The following is an 18,822-nucleotide window of genomic DNA, read 5'->3' on the forward strand; positions in this document are numbered from 1 at the left end:
ATGCAGAATTTTGCACACTGCGCAAAATTCTGCATAACCCCTCGTGGTCTCCTTTCACCAAGACCATAAAAATAAACCAATAAATTCAATCAACTAAACATTAATACGTTTCTTTAGTCATTCTGGCACCTTGCTTGCAATTCCCTGAGCGTACCCAAAATGGAGTATGCAAAAAGGGAAACATAATGAAAACAAAACTGATTACCTTACAAGACGCTGCGGGCTTCTTTCGTGACGGCATGACCATCATGGTCGGTGGTTTTATGGGCGTTGGCACACCACCTCGTCTGGTTGAAGCCCTGCTGGAATCCGGCGTCAGAGATCTGACACTGATTGCTAACGATACCGCCTTTGTCGATACCGGTATCGGCCCCCTGATCGTCAATGGGCGGGTGAGCAAAGTGATTGCCTCGCACATTGGTACAAACCCGGAAACCGGTCGTCGCATGATTGCCGGCGAGATGGATGTACAGCTGGTTCCGCAAGGTACCCTGATCGAGCAGATTCGCTGCGGCGGCGCGGGTCTTGGCGGCTTTCTGACCCCCACTGGCGTTGGCACCATCGTGGAAGAAGGCAAGCAAACCATGACGCTTGAGGGTAAAACCTGGCTGCTTGAACGCCCATTACGCGCCGATTTAGCGCTTATTCGCGCCCACCGCTCTGACATGCTTGGCAACCTCACCTACCAGCTCAGCGCCCGTAACTTTAACCCTCTGATTGCCCTCGCCGCTGATATCACGCTGGTCGAACCGGACGAAATGGTTGAAACAGGGGAGCTGCAGCCTGACCAGATTGTGACCCCCGGCGCCGTTATCGACCATATCGTCATTCCACAGGAGAGCTAATCATGGATGCTAAACAACGTATTGCGCGCCGGGTGGCGCAAGAACTTCGCGATGGCGATATCGTCAACTTAGGTATCGGCCTGCCAACGATGGTAGCTAACTACTTACCTGCTGATATTCACATTACGCTGCAATCTGAGAACGGTTTTCTGGGACTGGGCCCAGTCACCACCGCCCATCCTGACCTGGTGAACGCGGGCGGCCAACCGTGCGGTATTTTGCCGGGCGCGGCGATGTTTGATAGCGCCATGTCGTTCGCGTTGATTCGCGGTGGTCATGTTGATGCCTGTGTGCTTGGCGGGTTGCAGGTCGATGAGCAGGCAAACCTCGCCAACTGGGTGGTTCCCGGCAAGATGGTGCCCGGCATGGGTGGCGCAATGGATCTGGTGACCGGTGCGCGTAAAGTCATTATCGCCATGGAGCATTGCGCAAAAGACGGCTCCGCAAAAATCCTGCGTCAATGCACCATGCCGCTCACTGCACAGCATGCTGTGCATATGCTGGTCACCGAGCTGGCTGTATTCCGCTTTATAGATGGCAAGATGTGGCTGACTGAAATCATCGAAGGATGCGACATCGCCACGCTATGTGAAAAAACCGAAGCACAGTTTGAAATTGCCGACGATCTGCGCATCCTGCGAGGTGACGCATGATTGGCCGCATCGCTCGCTTTATGACACGGGTAGTCAGCCGCTGGCTGCCCGACCCACTGATTTTCGCCATGTTATTAACGTTGCTGACCTTTGGCATCGCGCTGTGGTTAACGCCGCAGACCCCCATCAGCATGGTGAAATTCTGGGGTGACGGTTTCTGGAACCTGCTGGCGTTTGGTATGCAGATGGCGCTGATCATCGTAACCGGCCATGCGTTAGCCAGTTCCGGGCCGGTGAAAAGCCTGCTGCGTACGGCGGCATCCGCCGCCAAAACCCCCGCTCAGGGCGTCATGCTGGTGACTTTTTTTGGTTCAGTTGCCTGCGTTATTAACTGGGGATTTGGTCTGGTGGTCGGGGCGATGTTCGCCCGCGAAGTTGCTCGTCGGGTACCGGGTTCCGATTATCCGTTACTGATTGCCTGCGCCTACATCGGGTTCCTGACCTGGGGCGGCGGCTTCTCCGGCTCAATGCCTTTGCTGGCGGCAACGCCTGGCAACCCGGTCGAGCACGTAGCGGGCCTCATTCCTGTCGCGGATACCCTGTTCACCGGCTTCAATATTTTCATCACGCTCGGCCTGATTGTGGTGATGCCGTTTATCACCCGGATGATGACGCCAAAACCTTCAGATGTGGTGAGCATCGATCCAAAACTTTTATTGGAAGAAGCTGATTTTCAAAAGAAACTGCCGCCGGATGCGCCGCCATCTGAAAAACTGGAAGAGAGCCGCATTCTGGCGCTGATCATCGGTGCATTAGGGATTGCCTATCTGGGTATCTACTTTGCCGAGAAAGGTTTCAACATCACCATCAACACCGTCAACCTGATGTTTATGATTGCCGGTCTGCTGCTGCACAAAACGCCGATGGCCTATATGCGTGCCGTTAGTGCTGCCGCACGGAGTACCGCCGGGATTCTGGTGCAATTCCCCTTCTATGCCGGCATTCAGTTGATGATGGAGCACTCCGGCCTCGGTGGGCTCATTACTGAATTTTTCATCAACGTTGCCAACAAAGATACCTTCCCACTGATGACTTTCTTCAGTTCAGCCCTGATTAACTTTGCCGTGCCATCCGGCGGTGGCCATTGGGTTATTCAGGGACCGTTCGTCATGCCTGCCGCTCAGGCGCTGGGTGCCGATCTTGGCAAATCAGTCATGGCCATCGCCTACGGTGAGCAGTGGATGAACATGGCACAACCGTTCTGGGCGCTACCCGCGCTGGCCATCGCCGGTCTCGGAGTACGCGACATTATGGGGTACTGCATCACCGCCCTGCTCTTCTCCGGCGTCATTTTTGTTATTGGATTGACCTTGTTCTGACGGCAACAACTTAATAAAAGGAACTGAAAAATGAAAAACTGTGTCATCGTCAGCGCGGCACGTACCGCAATCGGCAGTTTTAACGGCGCACTGGCAACTACGGGTGCCGTCGAGCTTGGCTCAACCGTCATTAGAGCCGCTCTTGAACGCGCGCACCTTGACCCACAGCGCGTGGACGAGGTGATTATGGGCAACGTGCTGCAGTCAGGACTCGGGCAAAACCCAGCGCGTCAGGCATTATTAAAAAGTGGCCTGTCCGACACCGTTTGCGGCTTTACCGTCAACAAAGTGTGCGGCTCTGGCCTGAAAAGCGTGGCGCTTGCCGCCCTCGCTATCAAGGCCGGACAAGCCCAGGCGATCGTCGCGGGTGGGATGGAAAACATGAGCCTGGCCCCCTACCTGTTAGACGCAAAAGCCCGCTGGGGCTATCGCCTCGGTGACGGGCAATTGTCCGACGTGATTCTGCGCGATGGCCTGATCTGCGCCGAGCATGGTTACCACATGGGGATCACTGCAGAAAATGTTGCCAAAGAGTATGGCATCAGCCGCGAAATGCAGGATGAACTGGCTCTGCAGTCACAGCGTAAAGCCGTTGCCGCAATCGAGTCTGGCGCATTTGAGGCTGAAATCGTGCCCGTCAGCGTGTCATCACGGAAGAAAACCATCATCTTTGAGCGTGACGAATTCCCCAAAGCTGACTCGACGGCAGAAGGCCTCGCCGCATTGCGTCCAGCCTTCGATAAAGCAGGAACCGTCACCGCAGGTAACGCCTCGGGGATCAACGACGGTGCAGCGGCATTAGTGGTAATGGAAGAGTCCGCAGCACTGGAGGCTGGGCTGAAGCCATTGGCGCGGATCAAAGCCTGGGCCAGTGGCGGCGTAGCACCGGCTATGATGGGGATGGGGCCGGTTCCCGCCACGCTGAAGGCACTGCAACTGAGCGGCTTACAGCTTTCTGATATCGATCTGATCGAAGCCAACGAGGCATTTGCTGCTCAGTTTCTTGCCGTCGGTAAAACGCTGGGATTTGATCCGCAAAAGGTTAACGTCAACGGTGGGGCAATTGCGCTGGGACACCCTATTGGCGCCAGCGGCGCGCGAATACTGGTGACGCTGCTGCATGCGCTACAGGCACGGGATCAAACGCTTGGACTGGCCACGCTGTGCATCGGCGGCGGTCAGGGCATTGCGATGATAGTGGAGCGAATGAATTAAAAAAAAGGGCCGGATATTTCCGGCCCTTTTTATCACGTCTTAATTACTCTTCAGCGTCGTCCGCTGCATCGTCATCGCTTTCCGCTTCAGGCGCGATATCCTCGTCCCCTTCAGCAGCGCTACCGTCGATGGAGTCGAGCTCTTCATCATCAACCGGTTCAGCAACGCGTTGCAGACCCACAACGTTTTCATCTTCCGCAGTACGGATGAGGATAACGCCCTGGGTGTTACGCCCTACCACGCTGATTTCCGACACGCGAGTACGTACCAGCGTACCTGCATCGGTGATCATCATGATCTGGTCGGTATCTTCAACCTGCACTGCGCCGACAACGGAACCGTTGCGCTCGGTGACTTTGATGGAGATAACGCCCTGGGTCGCACGAGACTTGGTCGGATACTCTTCCGCCGCCGTACGCTTACCGTAGCCGTTCTGGGTAACGGTCAGGATAGCACCTTCACCACGCGGAACGATCAGCGATACCACGCTGTCGCTTTCCGCCAGTTTGATACCGCGTACGCCGGTCGCGGTACGTCCCATCGGACGAACAGCCCCTTCTTTGAAGCGCACCACTTTACCGGCAGCAGAGAACAGCATAACTTCGTCACTACCAGACGTCAGGTCAACGCCAATCAGCTCATCGCCTTCGTTCAGGTTAACCGCAATGATACCGGCTGAACGCGGACGGCTGAACTCGGTCAGCGCTGTTTTCTTCACGGTACCGCTGGCGGTTGCCATGAAGACGTTGACGCCTTCTTCGTACTCACGTACTGGCAGAATTGCGGTGATACGTTCGTTAGCTTCCAGTGGCAGCAGGTTGACGATAGGACGTCCACGCGCACCACGGCTTGCTTCCGGCAACTGATAAACCTTCATCCAGTACAAACGACCGCGGCTGGAGAAGCAGAGGATCGTGTCATGGGTGTTAGCCACCAGCAGGCGGTCGATAAAGTCTTCTTCTTTAATTCGTGCTGCAGATTTGCCTTTACCGCCACGACGCTGCGCTTCGTAATCGGTTAACGGCTGATATTTCACGTAGCCCTGATGAGACAAGGTCACGACAACATCTTCCTGGCTAATCAGATCTTCGATGTTGATGTCAGCGCTGTTCGCGGTGATTTCGGTCCGACGTGCGTCGCCGAACTGTTCACGAATCAGCTCCATCTCTTCACGGATGACTTCCATCAGACGATCGGCGCTGCCCAAAATGTGCAGCAGTTCAGCGATCTGCTCCAGCAGCTCTTTATATTCGTCGAGCAGTTTTTCGTGCTCAAGGCCGGTCAGTTTCTGCAAACGCAGATCCAGAATGGCCTGGGCCTGCTGTTCAGTCAGGTAGTACTGACCGTCACGCACGCCAAATTCCGGTTCCAGCCATTCAGGACGTGCGGCATCATCGCCGGCACGTTCCAGCATGGCAGAAACGTTACCCAGCTCCCACGAACGCGCGACCAGCGCTGCTTTCGCTTCTGCCGGGGTCGGCGCACGGCGGATCAGTTCGATGATCGGATCGATGTTCGCCAGCGCAATCGCCAGTGCTTCAAGGATGTGCGCACGGTCGCGGGCTTTACGCAGTTCAAAGATAGTACGGCGGGTTACGACTTCACGGCGGTGACGTACAAACGCAGCAATAATATCTTTCAGGTTCATGATTTTCGGCTGTCCATGGTGCAACGCAACCATGTTGATACCGAAAGAAACCTGCAGTTGGGTCTGGGAGTAGAGGTTGTTCAGAACCACTTCCCCGACTGCGTCGCGTTTCACTTCAATCACGATGCGCATACCGTCTTTGTCAGACTCGTCACGCAGCGCGCTGATACCTTCAACGCGTTTGTCTTTTACCAGCTCGGCGATTTTCTCGATCAGGCGCGCTTTGTTCACCTGATACGGAATTTCATGGACGATGATGGTTTCACGGCCAGTTTTGGCATCCGCTTCGACTTCCGCGCGTGCGCGGATGTACACTTTGCCACGGCCGGTACGGTAGGCTTCTTCAATACCACGACGACCGTTGATGATCGCGGCGGTCGGGAAGTCCGGACCCGGAATATGTTCCATCAGCCCTTCAATGCTGATGTCTTCATCGTCAATGTATGCCAGGCAGCCGTTGATCACTTCCGTCAGGTTGTGCGGCGGAATGTTGGTTGCCATACCTACCGCGATACCGGACGAGCCGTTCACCAGCAGGTTAGGAATTTTGGTTGGCATGACGTCAGGAATTTGTTCGGTGCCGTCGTAGTTATCGACGAAATCCACCGTTTCTTTTTCCAGGTCAGCCATCAGCTCATGGGCGATTTTCGACATACGGATTTCCGTATAACGCATCGCCGCTGCGGAGTCGCCATCGACAGAACCAAAGTTACCCTGACCATCTACCAGCATGTAACGCAAGGAGAATGGCTGCGCCATACGAACAATGGTGTCGTAAACGGCGGTATCACCATGAGGGTGGTATTTACCGATTACGTCACCAACGACACGGGCAGATTTTTTATAGGCTTTATTCCAGTCGTTGCCCAATACGTTCATGGCGTAAAGTACGCGACGGTGAACCGGCTTCAGGCCATCTCGGACGTCCGGCAGCGCACGGCCAACAATGACCGACATCGCATAATCCAGATAGGAGCTCTTCAGCTCTTCCTCAATGTTGACCGGTGTAATTTCTCTCGCAAGGTCGCTCATCTAACCGCTATCCCTCTACTGTATCCCGGATTCAAAGGTCGCAAATTATAACACATCCGTGCAGATTCAGGTAAATGGATTCCCCCTGACAGAGGCTTTATTCATCCCGTCAGGCTGATATACTCATTTGCATCGCAAATTTAGGAGTAGAAGCCCCAATGAATGCCGAAAAACCTCCGGTAACTCACAACGTTGATCAGGAAGAAATTGCCAAGTTTGAAGCAGTCGCGTCACGCTGGTGGGATCTTGAGGGTGAATTTAAGCCACTGCACCGTATTAACCCATTGCGCCTGGGCTATATCACGGAGCGCTCAGGCGGCCTGTTTGGTAAAAAGGTACTCGACGTCGGCTGCGGCGGCGGCATTCTGGCGGAAAGCATGGCGCGCGAGGGCGCAACCGTCACCGGGCTGGACATGGGCTTTGAACCGTTACAGGTAGCAAAACTGCATGCGCTGGAGAGTGGCATCCAGGTGGAATACGTTCAAGAAACGGTTGAAGAACATGCGGAAAAACATGCGCATCAGTATGACGTTGTGACCTGCATGGAAATGCTGGAGCACGTACCGGACCCGCAATCGGTGGTCAGGGCCTGCGCCAAACTGGTCAAACCGGGCGGCGAAGTGTTTTTCTCCACGCTTAATCGCAACGGCAAATCCTGGCTAATGGCGGTGGTCGGCGCGGAATATATTTTGCGTATGGTGCCGAAAGGCACGCATGATGTGAAAAAATTCATTAAGCCGGCTGAACTGTTAGAGTGGGTTGACCAGACCGTGCTGAAAGAGCGTCATATGACCGGCCTGCACTACAACCCGATCACCAACAGTTTTAAACTCGGCCCCGGCGTTGATGTGAACTATATGGTACACACTACCGCGCAAGCAGATTAACCTCCTCCACCCGGCCGGATAAGGCGTACAACGCCGCAATCCGGCACCGTGCCCGATAGTGCGCAGCTTTCGGGCCTGCGCATCGCCTACCAATCCTGAGTAGGATCGTCAGGGCAATTTTTGCGCCAGGTCATAAGAACTTACCTTGCCTTAGATGAAGAAATCAGCACTCGATCAAATTTTCTATTTTTTTTCTCAATTATTGACATCCTCGCCAGGCCTTATAAGACGCGCACTTAGCGATTATTACCCTTTTGCAACCTCAATTTAACCTCAAAATCAACTCTTGTACTGAAAAGAATCCCTACTAGAATACTCACCATATAGCGTCTACTTTATCAAACAACCCCTACATATAGTATTTATCCACAGACTTAGTCACAACATGACTTTGTGGATAATATGGGGGATATTTTTTCTTTCACGGACAGGTAAAAAACCACATGAATCAGAGTCTGCTGGTGACAAAGCGTGATGGTAGTACAGAGCGCATCAATCTCGACAAAATCCACCGAGTTCTGGATTGGGCGGCAGAAGGACTGAATAACGTATCGATTTCTCAGGTCGAGTTGCGCTCCCACATTCAGTTTTATGACGGTATCAAGACATCCGATATCCATGAAACAATCATCAAAGCTGCCGCCGACCTGATCTCCCGCGAGGCACCGGATTATCAGTACCTGGCTGCTCGCCTGGCGATTTTCCATCTGCGCAAAAAAGCCTACGGCGAGTTTGAACCGCCGAAACTGTTCGACCATGTCGTGAAAATGGTTGAAATGGGCAAATACGACAATCATCTGCTGGAAGACTACACGGAAGAAGAGTTCAAGCAGATGGACTCGTTCATCGTACACGACCGCGATATGACCTTCTCCTACGCTGCGGTGAAGCAGTTAGAAGGTAAATACCTGGTACAAAACCGTGTTACCGGTGAGATTTATGAAAGCGCGCAGTTCCTCTACATTCTGGTAGCGGCCTGCCTGTTCTCTAACTATCCGCGTGAAACGCGTCTGCAATACGTAAAACGTTTCTACGACGCCGTTTCTACGTTTAAAATTTCGCTGCCGACGCCGATTATGTCCGGCGTGCGCACCCCTACCCGTCAGTTCAGCTCCTGCGTACTGATCGAGTGCGGCGACAGCCTGGACTCCATCAACGCCACCTCCAGCGCGATTGTGAAATACGTTTCCCAGCGCGCCGGCATCGGTATCAACGCCGGTCGCATCCGTGCGCTGGGTAGCCCGATCCGCGGCGGAGAAGCGTTCCACACCGGTTGTATTCCGTTCTACAAGCACTTCCAGACTGCGGTAAAATCCTGCTCCCAGGGCGGCGTACGCGGCGGTGCTGCAACGCTGTTCTACCCAATGTGGCACCTGGAAGTTGAAAGCCTGCTGGTCCTTAAAAACAACCGTGGCGTCGAAGGCAACCGCGTGCGTCACATGGACTACGGCGTACAGATCAACAAACTGATGTACACCCGTCTGCTGAAGGGCGGCGACATCACGCTGTTCAGCCCGTCCGACGTTCCAGGCCTGTATGATGCGTTCTTCGCTGACCAGGACGAATTCGAACGTCTGTACACCAAATATGAAAACGACGACAGTATCCGCAAGCAACGCGTGAAAGCCGTTGAGCTGTTCTCACTGATGATGCAGGAACGTGCCTCTACCGGGCGTATCTATATTCAGAACGTTGACCACTGCAACACCCATAGCCCGTTTGATCCAATTGTCGCTCCGGTGCGCCAGTCTAACCTGTGCCTGGAAATCGCCCTGCCGACCAAACCTCTGACCGACGTTAACGACGAAAACGGCGAAATTGCGCTGTGTACGCTGTCCGCATTTAACCTCGGTGCTATCAACAGCCTGGACGAGCTGGAAGAGCTGGCTGAATTGGCGGTGCGCGCGCTGGATGCGCTGCTCGATTATCAGGATTATCCGATTCCTGCCGCCAAACGCGGCGCGATGGGTCGCCGTACGCTGGGTATTGGCGTGATCAACTACGCCTACTGGCTGGCGAAAAACGGTAAGCGTTATTCTGACGGCAGCGCGAACAACCTGACTCACAAAACCTTTGAAGCCATTCAGTATTACCTGATGAAAGCCTCTAACGAGCTGGCGAAAGAGCAAGGCGCGTGCCCGTGGTTTAACGAAACGACCTACTCCAAAGGTATTCTGCCGATCGATACCTATAAAAAAGATCTCGATGCTATTGTCAACGAGCCGCTGCATCTGGACTGGGAACAACTGCGCGAATCCATCAAAACGCACGGTCTGCGTAACTCCACGCTGTCAGCCCTGATGCCATCGGAGACCTCTTCGCAGATCTCTAACGCCACCAACGGTATTGAACCACCGCGCGGCTATGTGAGCATCAAAGCGTCGAAAGACGGTATTCTGCGCCAGGTCGTGCCGGACTACGAACACCTGCACGACGCGTACGAACTGCTGTGGGAAATGCCGAACAACGATGGCTATCTGCAACTGGTAGGTATCATGCAGAAATTTATCGATCAGTCGATTTCCGCCAACACCAACTATGATCCGTCGCGCTTCCCATCCGGAAAAGTACCGATGCAGCAGTTACTGAAAGACCTGCTCACCGCCTACAAATTTGGTGTCAAAACGCTGTATTATCAAAACACCCGTGACGGTGCGGAAGATTCTCAGGACGATCTGGTGCCGTCCATTCAGGACGATGGCTGCGAAAGCGGCGCATGTAAGATCTGATGAACGATGCCGGGTGGCACCAGGCTCACCCGGCCTACAGTAGCTTGGTTTGTAGGCCGGAAAGGGTGCTTGTAACGCCATCCGGCACTCATCCCACAAAGGATTCACATCAATGGCATACACCACTTTTTCACAGACGAAAAATAACCAACTTCTGGAACCGATGTTCTTCGGCCAGCCGGTGAACGTCGCCCGCTACGATCAGCAAAAATATGACATCTTCGAAAAACTGATCGAAAAGCAGCTCTCTTTCTTCTGGCGTCCGGAAGAAGTTGATGTTTCTCGCGATCGCATCGACTTCCAGGCGCTGCCGGAACATGAAAAGCATATCTTCATCAGCAACCTGAAATATCAGACGCTGCTGGACTCCATTCAGGGACGTAGCCCGAACGTGGCGCTGCTGCCGTTAATCTCGATCCCTGAGCTGGAAACCTGGGTGGAAACATGGGCGTTTTCAGAAACGATCCACTCCCGTTCCTACACCCACATCATTCGTAACATCGTGAACGATCCGGCGGTGGTGTTTGATGACATCGTCACCAACGAGCAGATCCAGAAACGCGCGGAAGGCATTTCCAGCTATTACGACGAATTGATTGAGATGACCAGCTACTGGCATTTGCTGGGCGAAGGCACGCATACCGTTAACGGTAAAACGGTTGTCGTAAGCCTGCGTGAACTGAAGAAGAAGCTGTATCTGTGCCTGATGAGCGTGAACGCGCTGGAAGCGATCCGCTTCTACGTCAGCTTCGCCTGCTCCTTCGCCTTCGCCGAACGCGAACTGATGGAAGGCAACGCGAAAATTATTCGCCTGATCGCCCGCGATGAAGCCCTGCATTTGACCGGGACCCAGCATATGCTGAATCTGCTGCGCAGCGGCGTGGACGATCCGGAAATGGCGGAAATCGCCGAAGAGTGTAAACAAGAATGCTACGACCTGTTCGTACAGGCCGCGCTGCAGGAAAAAGAGTGGGCGGATTATCTGTTCCGTGACGGCTCAATGATTGGCCTGAACAAAGACATTCTGTGCCAGTACGTTGAGTACATCACCAACATCCGTATGCAGGCTGTCGGACTCGACTTGCCGTTCCAGACCCGCTCTAACCCAATCCCATGGATCAACACCTGGCTGGTGTCTGATAACGTGCAGGTTGCGCCGCAGGAAGTGGAAGTCAGCTCTTACCTGGTCGGCCAGATCGATTCGGAAGTCGATACCGACGACCTGAGTAACTTCCAGCTCTGATGGGCCGCGTTACTCTGCGCATCTCTGGCACACAACTGCTGTGCCAGGATGAACATCCTTCCCTGCTTGCCGCGCTCGAATCGCACAATGTTGAAGTTGAATACCAGTGCCGCGCAGGTTATTGCGGCTCCTGCCGTACCCGTCTGGTAGCGGGACAGGTCGACTGGATTGCCGAACCTCTGGCCTTCATTCAGCCAGGTGAAATTTTGCCCTGCTGCTGTCGGGCAAAAGGCGATATTGAAATAGAGCTGTAACGCGTGGCGGGATAAAAATTACGACTAAAAAAAGAGCCGCCGATGGACGGCAGCTCTTTATTTCTCCTGGAGGCAGGTATGGCCACGTTGACGGCAGACGGCCTTATCTAGCCGTTAATAACGTTTGATCCAACCGGGCCTGTGACCGGAGGTGCATCACAGACCTTGTGCCATTACTCTTTATTCAGGAATGTCACTGCTTTGTCGGGGAAGTCGGTGAACAGCCCGTCAACGCCCGCCTTGTTATACAGAATGTCATACAGCTGGTTTACATCAGTGGTGTAATCCGGCAGTTGATCGGCACGAACGGTATAAGGATGCACCACCATCTTATTCTGATGCGCGTCCTGTACCATGCCCGTTAACGAGATATTGCCTTTCTTCGACTTCTCATCAATCAGCATGTGATAGTCCGGCCCAATGCCGTCCGCATACTGCGCAACCTGCTTCATGGCACCCGGTTTAAACATCCAGTCGTAGTTGTAATTAACCCAACTACCGTCCGGCTTTTTCTCCTGAGTTTCATTCCAGTCAGTGTACGCAATCAACTGTACCAGATTGAGATCCATCCCCATCTTCGGTTCCAGTTCATTCTTAATGCGCTTTAACTCTGCGACATCAAAACACTGTAGATAAACCTTGTCGTTCTTGTCGGTGTACCCGTACTTTTTCAGCACTTCCAGCGTTTTAGCCGCAATGTCCTTCCCTTCCTGATGATGGAACCACGGCGCTTTCATTTCCGGGTAAATGCCAATGTTTTTACCGGTTGAATGATTTAATCCCTGAACAAACTCAATCTCTTCTTCGAAAGTGTGCACACGGAAATCAGATTTACCCATCGGGAAACGCCCCGGGTAGGTCTGGACCTTTTTGCCATTTTCGATATCAAAGCCTTCGGTAAATTTCAGCGATTTAATCTCATCCAGCGTAAAGTCGATAGCGTAGTAGCGCCCATCTTTACGCGCACGATCCGGGAAACGCTCGGCAACATCGGTGACGCGGTCAAGGTAGTGGTCATGCAGGACAACCAGATGGTCGTCCTTGGTCATCACCAAATCCTGTTCCAGGTAATCAGCCCCCTGAGCATAAGCCATCGCTTTTGCTGGCAGCGTATGCTCCGGTAGATAACCGCTGGCGCCACGGTGCGCAATCACGATTTTTTCTGCGGCAACCGCCGCGCTGCTCACCACAATACCTGTCAGCATTAGCGCCACGCTGAGACTTTTCAATGTGGTTTTCATCTATTAGCCCCCGTTACGCTTCAGTGCGATCTCTTCGTGATGGCGTTTTTCGCCAATCATGACGACCACCAGCAGAATAACCGCCAGCACGCTACCGCCAATCATCACCATAAAGCCGCCGTCCCAACCGAAGAAGTCAACGGTATAGCCAACAATGGCGCTCGCCGCTACGGAACCGCCGAGATAACCGAACAGACCGGTAAAGCCAGCCGCCGTACCCGCCGCTTTTTTCGGTGCCAGTTCCAGCGCATGCAGACCAATCAACATTACCGGACCGTAGATCAGGAAGCCGATGATAATCATACAAGCCATATCCACGTTCGGGTTGCCTGCCGGGTTCATCCAGTAGACGATAGTCGCGATAGTCACCAGCGTCATAAAGAACACGCCGGTCGCACCACGGTTGCCACGGAAGACTTTATCCGACATCCAGCCGCACAGCAGCGTGCCCGGAATACCCGCATACTCATACAGGAAGTAGGCCCAGGATGATTTATCCAGCGCGAAATGTTTCACTTCTTTCAGATAGGTCGGGGACCAGTCCAGGATGCCGTAACGCAGCAGATAAACAAACACGTTGGCGATAGCGATGTACCACAACAGTTTGTTCGGCAGTACGTATTGCATGAAGATCTGCTTCGCAGTCAGCTCTTCTTCCGCTTTCTCGTTGTAATCGTCCGGATAGTCGTTCTTGTACTCTTCGATAGGCGGCAGGCCACAAGACTGCGGCGTATCACGCATCAGAGCAAAAGCAAACAGCGCGACGACGATCGCACCGAAAGCAGGCATGTACAGCGCCGCTTTCCAGTCATTGAACCAGGCCATACCCAGCAGGAACAACAGAGGAGGCAGACCACCGCCCACGTTGTGCGCACAGTTCCAGACGGAGACAATGCCCCCACGCTCTTTCTGCGACCACCAGTGCACCATGGTACGACCACACGGCGGCCAACCCATTCCCTGGAACCATCCGCAGAGGAACAGCAGCACAAACATAACCGCAATGCTCGAAGTCGCCCACGGCACAAAGCCCATGAACAACATGACTGCGGCGGCCAGAATCAGACCCGCTGGCAGGAAAACGCGCGGATTCGAGCGATCCGAAACGGACCCCATGATGAATTTCGAAAATCCGTAAGCAATGGAGATACCGGATAACGCAAAACCCAGATCGCCACGCGAGAAACCTTGCTCAACCAGATACGGCATCGCAAGGGCAAAGTTCTTACGTACCAGATAGTACGCGGCATAGCCAAAGAATATCCCCAGAAAGATCTGCCAACGTAATCGACGATATGTCGGGTCGATCTCCGCTGCAGGCAAACGCGCCGTGTGTGACGCTGGTTTAAAAATGCTCAACATAGTGTAGCCTCCGTGGCCGTCTTTCATTCGAAGTAAACACTGCAGTTCGTCATTACTACCCTACCGCTCCCAGTGTGGCCGCGATGTTAAGGAAAGATACATAACAAAAATGTGAAACGCTGCACATATTGTTACAGATTTATGACAAATGTTCATAAAGGCGCACGAAATCACGTTTCATTTTCGAATAATGAGCGATTATGCGCGAAATCAAACAATCCATGTTTTTTATGTGGCTAAATGATAAAAAACGAACTGTGAGGAAAAACAATGAAAATTCGCGACTCGCAAACAAGTGACGTGATTATCATTGGTGGAGGAGCAACAGGTGCAGGGATCGCACGCGATTGTGCGCTGCGCGGGTTGCGCGTCATCTTAGTGGAACGCCACGATATCGCCACAGGGGCGACCGGACGTAACCACGGTCTGCTGCACAGCGGTGCACGCTACGCCGTCACCGACGCTGAATCTGCCCGGGAGTGCATCAGCGAAAACCAAATTCTCAAACGTATCGCCCGTCATTGCGTTGAGCCGACGGATGGTCTGTTTATTACCCTGCCGGAAGATGAACTCTCCTTCCAGGCAACCTTTATTCGCGCCTGTGAAGAGGCCGGTATTCGCGCAGAAGCAATTGACCCTAAGCAGGCGCGCATTATCGAACCTTCCGTCAACCCACAGCTGATTGGCGCGGTAAAAGTGCCGGACGGCACGGTTGATCCTTTCCGCTTAACCGCCGCCAACATGCTGGATGCGCGTGAGCATGGCGCAGTAATCTTAACGGCGCATGAAGTGACGGGACTGATTCGTGAAGGGGCAACGGTTTGCGGCGTGAACGTACGCAATCATCTGACGGGTGAGATGCAGTCTCTGCATGCACCGGTAGTCGTCAACGCCGCCGGGATCTGGGGCCAGCGCATTGCGGAATATGCCGATCTGAGCATCCGTATGTTCCCGGCCAAAGGTTCGCTGCTGATTATGGATCACCGCATTAACCAGCATGTCATCAACCGCTGTCGTAAGCCGTCTGACGCCGATATCCTGGTGCCCGGTGATACCATTTCGCTGATTGGCACCACCTCACAGCACATTGATTACGATGATATCGACAGCAACCGCGTCACCGCAGAAGAGGTCGATATATTGCTGCGTGAAGGCGAAAAACTGGCGCCGATTATGGCGAAAACGCGCATTTTACGCGCCTACTCCGGCGTGCGTCCTCTGGTAGCCAGCGACGACGATCCAAGTGGCCGTAACGTCAGTCGTGGGATTGTACTGTTCGATCACGCCCAGCGTGACGGACTGGACGGGTTTATCACCATTACTGGCGGCAAATTGATGACCTACCGCCTGATGGCAGAGTGGGCCACCGATGCCGTTTGCCGTAAGCTGGGCAATACCCAACCTTGCACAACGGCAGACACGGCGCTGCCTGGCTCACAAGAATCGACCGAGCATACGCTCAAACGCGTGATCTCGTTGCCCGCGCCACTGCGCGGCTCAGCGGTCTACCGTCACGGCGATCGCACCCCTGCGTGGCTTAGCGAAGGTCGTCAGCACCGCAGCCTGGTCTGTGAATGCGAAGCGGTCACTGCAGGTGAAGTGCAGTACGCCGTCGAGAATTTGACCGTCAACAGCCTGCTGGATTTGCGTCGCCGTACCCGTGTTGGAATGGGGACCTGCCAGGGCGAATTGTGTGCCTGCCGCGCCGCAGGTTTGCTGCAACGTTTTAATGTCACCACCGCCGCGCAATCTATCACCCAGCTTTCCGATTTCCTCAATGAACGCTGGAAAGGCGTGCAGCCTATCGCCTGGGGAGATGCGCTGCGCGAAAGCGAATTCACACGCTGGGTCTATCAGGGATTGTGCGGTCTGGAAAAGGAGCACCAGGATGAAATTTGATACCGTCATTATCGGCGGCGGCCTGGCCGGACTGCTGTGCGGCCTGCAACTGCAAAAAAGCGGTTTACGCTGCACGATTGTCACTCGCGGCCAAAGCGCCCTGCATTTCTCCTCCGGCTCACTGGATTTGCTCAGCAACTTACCCGATGGCCAACCGGTGACGGATATAGAAGCAGGCCTGAATGCGCTGCGCACTCAGGCACCCGCGCACCCGTACAGCACCATCGGAACGCACAACGTCCTGGAGCTGGCCCAGCAGGCGCAAAATCTTCTCGAAGAATGCGGAACTCATTTGCAAGGCAAGGTACATCAGTCACATCAACGCATCACCCCGCTGGGAACGCTGCGCTCAACCTGGTTAAGTTCCCCGGAAGTTCCGGTCTGGCCGCTGTCCGCGCAGCGTATCTGCGTTGTAGGTATTAGCGGTTTACTGGATTTTCAGGCACATCTCGCCGCGGCGTCGCTGCGTCAACGCAATCTCAGCGTCGAGACGGCAGAAATCGATCTGCCTGAGCTGGATGTCCTGCGTGATAACCCGACCGAGTTTCGCGCCGTCAATATTGCGCGCCTGCTGGATAACGAAGATAAATGGTCGCTGCTCTATGACGCTTTACTGCCAGTAGCAAAAACCTGCGACATGATAATTATGCCGGCCTGCTTCGGTCTGGCGGATGAACAGCTCTGGCAATGGCTTAACGAGCGCCTCCCCTGCTCGCTGACGCTGTTACCGACTCTCCCGCCTTCGGTACTGGGTATGCGTTTGCATAACAAATTGCAGCGCCAGTTTGTGCGCCAGGGCGGCGTCTGGATGCCGGGTGATGAAGTGAAGAAAATCACCTGTCAGGACGGCGTAGTCAGCGAAATCTGGACCCGTAATCATGCCGATATTCCTTTGCGGCCACGTTTCGCCGTGCTCGCCAGCGGCAGCTTCTTCAGCAGCGGACTGGTCGCCACGCGTGAGGCCATCTACGAACCTATCCTGGGGCTGGATGTACAGCAAACCGCCACCCGCGCCGAGTGGTATGAGCGTGACGTATTCGACCCACAACCGTGGCAGCAGTTTGGCGTTACGACCGATGCCGGGCTGCGCCCGTCGCTGGCGGGACAAACGGTAGAGAACATGTATGCCATCGGTTCCGTTCTCGGCGGATTCGACCCTATCGCCCAGGGTTGCGGAGGCGGCGTGTGCGCTGTTAGCGCCTTACACGCCGCACATCATATTGCGAAACGTGCAGGAGGCCAGCAATGAGCGACACACGTTTTGAAAGTTGTATCAAATGCACGGTGTGCACCACGGCCTGCCCGGTAAGTCGCGTCAATCCGAACTACCCTGGTCCTAAACAGGCCGGACCGGACGGTGAGCGTCTGCGCCTGAAAGATGGCGCGTTATATGACGATGCGCTGAAATACTGCATCAACTGTAAGCGTTGCGAAGTAGCCTGTCCGTCAGATGTGAAGATTGGCGATATCATCCAACGCGCGCGCGCCAAATACGACACAACGCGTCCGTCGCTGCGTAACTTTGTCTTAAGCCATACCGATTTGATGGGTAGCGTGTCCACACCGTTCGCCCCGATAGTGAATACCGCCACCTCACTCAAACCGGTGCGTCAGTTGCTGGATTACGCGCTAAAAATCGACCATCGCCGTACGCTGCCGAAGTACTCTTTCGGCACCTTCCGCCGCTGGTATCGCAGCGTTGCCGCTCAGCAAGCGCAATATCAGGATCAGGTTGCCTTTTTCCACGGCTGTTTTGTGAATTACAACCATCCGCAGCTCGGCAAAGACCTGATCAAAGTGTTGAATGCGATGGGAACCGGGGTGCAACTGCTGAGCAAAGAGAAATGCTGCGGCGTACCGCTGATTGCCAACGGTTTTACCGATAAAGCGCGTAAGCAGGCGGTGAGCAACGTGGCCTCCCTCAGAGAAGCAATTGACGGTAAAGGCATTCCGGTGATCGCCACCTCATCAACCTGCACCTTTGCACTGCGTGATGAATATCCGGAGGTGCTGGACGTCGACAACTCAGGTCTACGCGAACACATTGAACTGGCAACCCGCTGGCTGTGGCGCAAGCTGGATGAAGGCAAAACGCTGCCGCTGAAAACGCTGCCGCTGAAAGTGGTCTACCACACGCCATGCCACATGGAGAAAATGGGCTGGACGCTCTACACGCTGGAACTGCTACGACAAATTCCAGGGCTGGAGCTAACGGTGCTGGACTCGCAATGCTGCGGGATTGCCGGGACATACGGCTTTAAAAAGGAAAACTACCCGACATCGCAGTCCATTGGCGCACCGCTGTTCCGCCAGATTGAAGACAGCGGCGCTGATATCGTCGTCACCGACTGCGAAACCTGTAAATGGCAGATTGAGATGTCGACAAGCAAACGTTGCGAACATCCCATCACCCTGCTTGCCAAAGCGTTAGGTTAATTCTGTTGCCCGGTGGCATTTGCTACCGGGCATTTTTGCGAATGCCGTTGTATATAACT

The 18,822-nt window shown here is 54.1% G+C and carries 14 protein-coding genes; 11 read left to right on the plus strand and 3 right to left on the minus strand.

What is annotated here, in order from left to right; all coding sequences use genetic code 11:
- Positions 1-185: 185 nt before the first annotated feature.
- The 4 genes from atoD to BZK42_RS06600 are packed head-to-tail and all read left to right on the plus strand — an operon-like array spanning position 186 to position 4,032.
- On the plus strand, positions 186-845 hold the full coding sequence (gene atoD, locus BZK42_RS06585; RefSeq protein WP_016157020.1) for an acetate CoA-transferase subunit alpha: 660 nt from the start codon (positions 186-188) through the stop codon (positions 843-845).
- Positions 846-847: 2 nt separating this feature from the next.
- Positions 848-1,498, plus strand: a complete 651-nt coding sequence (locus BZK42_RS06590; protein ID WP_016153793.1) for a 3-oxoacid CoA-transferase subunit B — start codon at positions 848-850, stop codon at positions 1,496-1,498.
- Positions 1,495-2,817, plus strand: coding sequence for a TIGR00366 family protein (locus tag BZK42_RS06595; protein ID WP_016153794.1), 1,323 nt, complete (start codon positions 1,495-1,497; stop codon positions 2,815-2,817). The genes BZK42_RS06590 and BZK42_RS06595 overlap by 4 nt, the downstream gene beginning before the upstream one ends.
- A gap of 30 nt (positions 2,818-2,847) precedes the next feature.
- On the plus strand, positions 2,848-4,032 hold the full coding sequence (locus tag BZK42_RS06600) for an acetyl-CoA C-acetyltransferase (RefSeq protein WP_046275480.1): 1,185 nt from the start codon (positions 2,848-2,850) through the stop codon (positions 4,030-4,032).
- 43 nt (positions 4,033-4,075) lie between these two features.
- Here BZK42_RS06600 and gyrA read toward each other — a convergent pair whose 3' ends face one another.
- Entirely contained in the window at positions 4,076-6,712 is a 2,637-nt protein-coding gene (gene gyrA, locus BZK42_RS06605) for a DNA topoisomerase (ATP-hydrolyzing) subunit A (RefSeq protein ID WP_016153796.1), read from the minus strand.
- Between the two features lie 158 nt (positions 6,713-6,870).
- Between gyrA and ubiG the strand changes: the two genes are divergently transcribed.
- The 4 genes from ubiG (at position 6,871) to yfaE (ending at position 11,825) form a co-directional block, all read left to right on the plus strand.
- On the plus strand, positions 6,871-7,599 hold the full coding sequence (gene ubiG, locus BZK42_RS06610) for a bifunctional 2-polyprenyl-6-hydroxyphenol methylase/3-demethylubiquinol 3-O-methyltransferase UbiG (RefSeq protein ID WP_047359205.1): 729 nt from the start codon (positions 6,871-6,873) through the stop codon (positions 7,597-7,599).
- Positions 7,600-8,042: 443 nt separating this feature from the next.
- Complete coding sequence (gene nrdA, locus BZK42_RS06615; protein ID WP_016153798.1) at positions 8,043-10,328, plus strand: class 1a ribonucleoside-diphosphate reductase subunit alpha; 2,286 nt, start codon at positions 8,043-8,045, stop codon at positions 10,326-10,328.
- Positions 10,329-10,440: 112 nt separating this feature from the next.
- A complete protein-coding gene (gene nrdB, locus BZK42_RS06620; protein WP_016153799.1) occupies positions 10,441-11,571 on the plus strand; it encodes a class Ia ribonucleoside-diphosphate reductase subunit beta in 1,131 nt (376 codons plus the stop codon).
- Complete coding sequence (yfaE, locus tag BZK42_RS06625) at positions 11,571-11,825, plus strand: ferredoxin-like diferric-tyrosyl radical cofactor maintenance protein YfaE (protein ID WP_016153800.1); 255 nt, start codon at positions 11,571-11,573, stop codon at positions 11,823-11,825. Before nrdB ends, yfaE begins: the two co-directional genes overlap by 1 nt.
- Before the next feature lie 173 nt (positions 11,826-11,998).
- Here yfaE and glpQ read toward each other — a convergent pair whose 3' ends face one another.
- Together glpQ and glpT are read right to left on the minus strand one after the other, a co-directional pair.
- Entirely contained in the window at positions 11,999-13,066 is a 1,068-nt protein-coding gene (glpQ, locus tag BZK42_RS06630) for a glycerophosphodiester phosphodiesterase (protein WP_016157024.1), read from the minus strand.
- A gap of 3 nt (positions 13,067-13,069) precedes the next feature.
- On the minus strand, positions 13,070-14,428 hold the full coding sequence (gene glpT, locus BZK42_RS06635; protein ID WP_016153802.1) for a glycerol-3-phosphate transporter: 1,359 nt from the start codon (positions 14,426-14,428) through the stop codon (positions 13,070-13,072).
- A gap of 270 nt (positions 14,429-14,698) precedes the next feature.
- On the opposite strand from glpT, the gene glpA reads away from it, so the two are divergent.
- From glpA to glpC, 3 genes are read left to right on the plus strand one after another with little or no spacing between them, the layout of a single operon-like run.
- A complete protein-coding gene (gene glpA / locus BZK42_RS06640) occupies positions 14,699-16,327 on the plus strand; it encodes an anaerobic glycerol-3-phosphate dehydrogenase subunit A (protein WP_016157025.1) in 1,629 nt (542 codons plus the stop codon).
- Complete coding sequence (gene glpB / locus BZK42_RS06645; protein ID WP_080858927.1) at positions 16,317-17,576, plus strand: glycerol-3-phosphate dehydrogenase subunit GlpB; 1,260 nt, start codon at positions 16,317-16,319, stop codon at positions 17,574-17,576. The genes glpA and glpB overlap by 11 nt, the downstream gene beginning before the upstream one ends.
- Positions 17,573-18,763 carry an anaerobic glycerol-3-phosphate dehydrogenase subunit GlpC gene (glpC, locus tag BZK42_RS06650; protein ID WP_016153805.1) on the plus strand — a complete coding sequence of 397 codons (1,191 nt, stop codon included), beginning with the start codon at positions 17,573-17,575 and terminating at the stop codon, positions 18,761-18,763. Before glpB ends, glpC begins: the two co-directional genes overlap by 4 nt.
- Positions 18,764-18,822 lie beyond the last annotated feature (59 nt).

This window comes from Citrobacter braakii, from assembly GCF_002075345.1.
Classification (GTDB): Bacteria; Pseudomonadota; Gammaproteobacteria; order Enterobacterales; family Enterobacteriaceae; genus Citrobacter; species Citrobacter braakii.

What these genes read in the sequence shown, in the direction of transcription:
- atoD (WP_016157020.1), top strand. Translation starts at nt 186, where the DNA reads ATGAAAACAAAACTGATTACCTTACAAGACGCTGCGGGCTTCTTTCGT.
- BZK42_RS06590 (WP_016153793.1), top strand. Translation starts at nt 848, where the DNA reads ATGGATGCTAAACAACGTATTGCGCGCCGGGTGGCGCAAGAACTTCGC.
- BZK42_RS06595 (WP_016153794.1), top strand. Translation starts at nt 1,495, where the DNA reads ATGATTGGCCGCATCGCTCGCTTTATGACACGGGTAGTCAGCCGCTGG.
- BZK42_RS06600 (WP_046275480.1), top strand. Translation starts at nt 2,848, where the DNA reads ATGAAAAACTGTGTCATCGTCAGCGCGGCACGTACCGCAATCGGCAGT.
- gyrA (WP_016153796.1), bottom strand. Translation starts at nt 6,712, where the DNA reads ATGAGCGACCTTGCGAGAGAAATTACACCGGTCAACATTGAGGAAGAG.
- ubiG (WP_047359205.1), top strand. Translation starts at nt 6,871, where the DNA reads ATGAATGCCGAAAAACCTCCGGTAACTCACAACGTTGATCAGGAAGAA.
- nrdA (WP_016153798.1), top strand. Translation starts at nt 8,043, where the DNA reads ATGAATCAGAGTCTGCTGGTGACAAAGCGTGATGGTAGTACAGAGCGC.
- nrdB (WP_016153799.1), top strand. Translation starts at nt 10,441, where the DNA reads ATGGCATACACCACTTTTTCACAGACGAAAAATAACCAACTTCTGGAA.
- yfaE (WP_016153800.1), top strand. Translation starts at nt 11,571, where the DNA reads ATGGGCCGCGTTACTCTGCGCATCTCTGGCACACAACTGCTGTGCCAG.
- glpQ (WP_016157024.1), bottom strand. Translation starts at nt 13,066, where the DNA reads ATGAAAACCACATTGAAAAGTCTCAGCGTGGCGCTAATGCTGACAGGT.
- glpT (WP_016153802.1), bottom strand. Translation starts at nt 14,428, where the DNA reads ATGTTGAGCATTTTTAAACCAGCGTCACACACGGCGCGTTTGCCTGCA.
- glpA (WP_016157025.1), top strand. Translation starts at nt 14,699, where the DNA reads ATGAAAATTCGCGACTCGCAAACAAGTGACGTGATTATCATTGGTGGA.
- glpB (WP_080858927.1), top strand. Translation starts at nt 16,317, where the DNA reads ATGAAATTTGATACCGTCATTATCGGCGGCGGCCTGGCCGGACTGCTG.
- glpC (WP_016153805.1), top strand. Translation starts at nt 17,573, where the DNA reads ATGAGCGACACACGTTTTGAAAGTTGTATCAAATGCACGGTGTGCACC.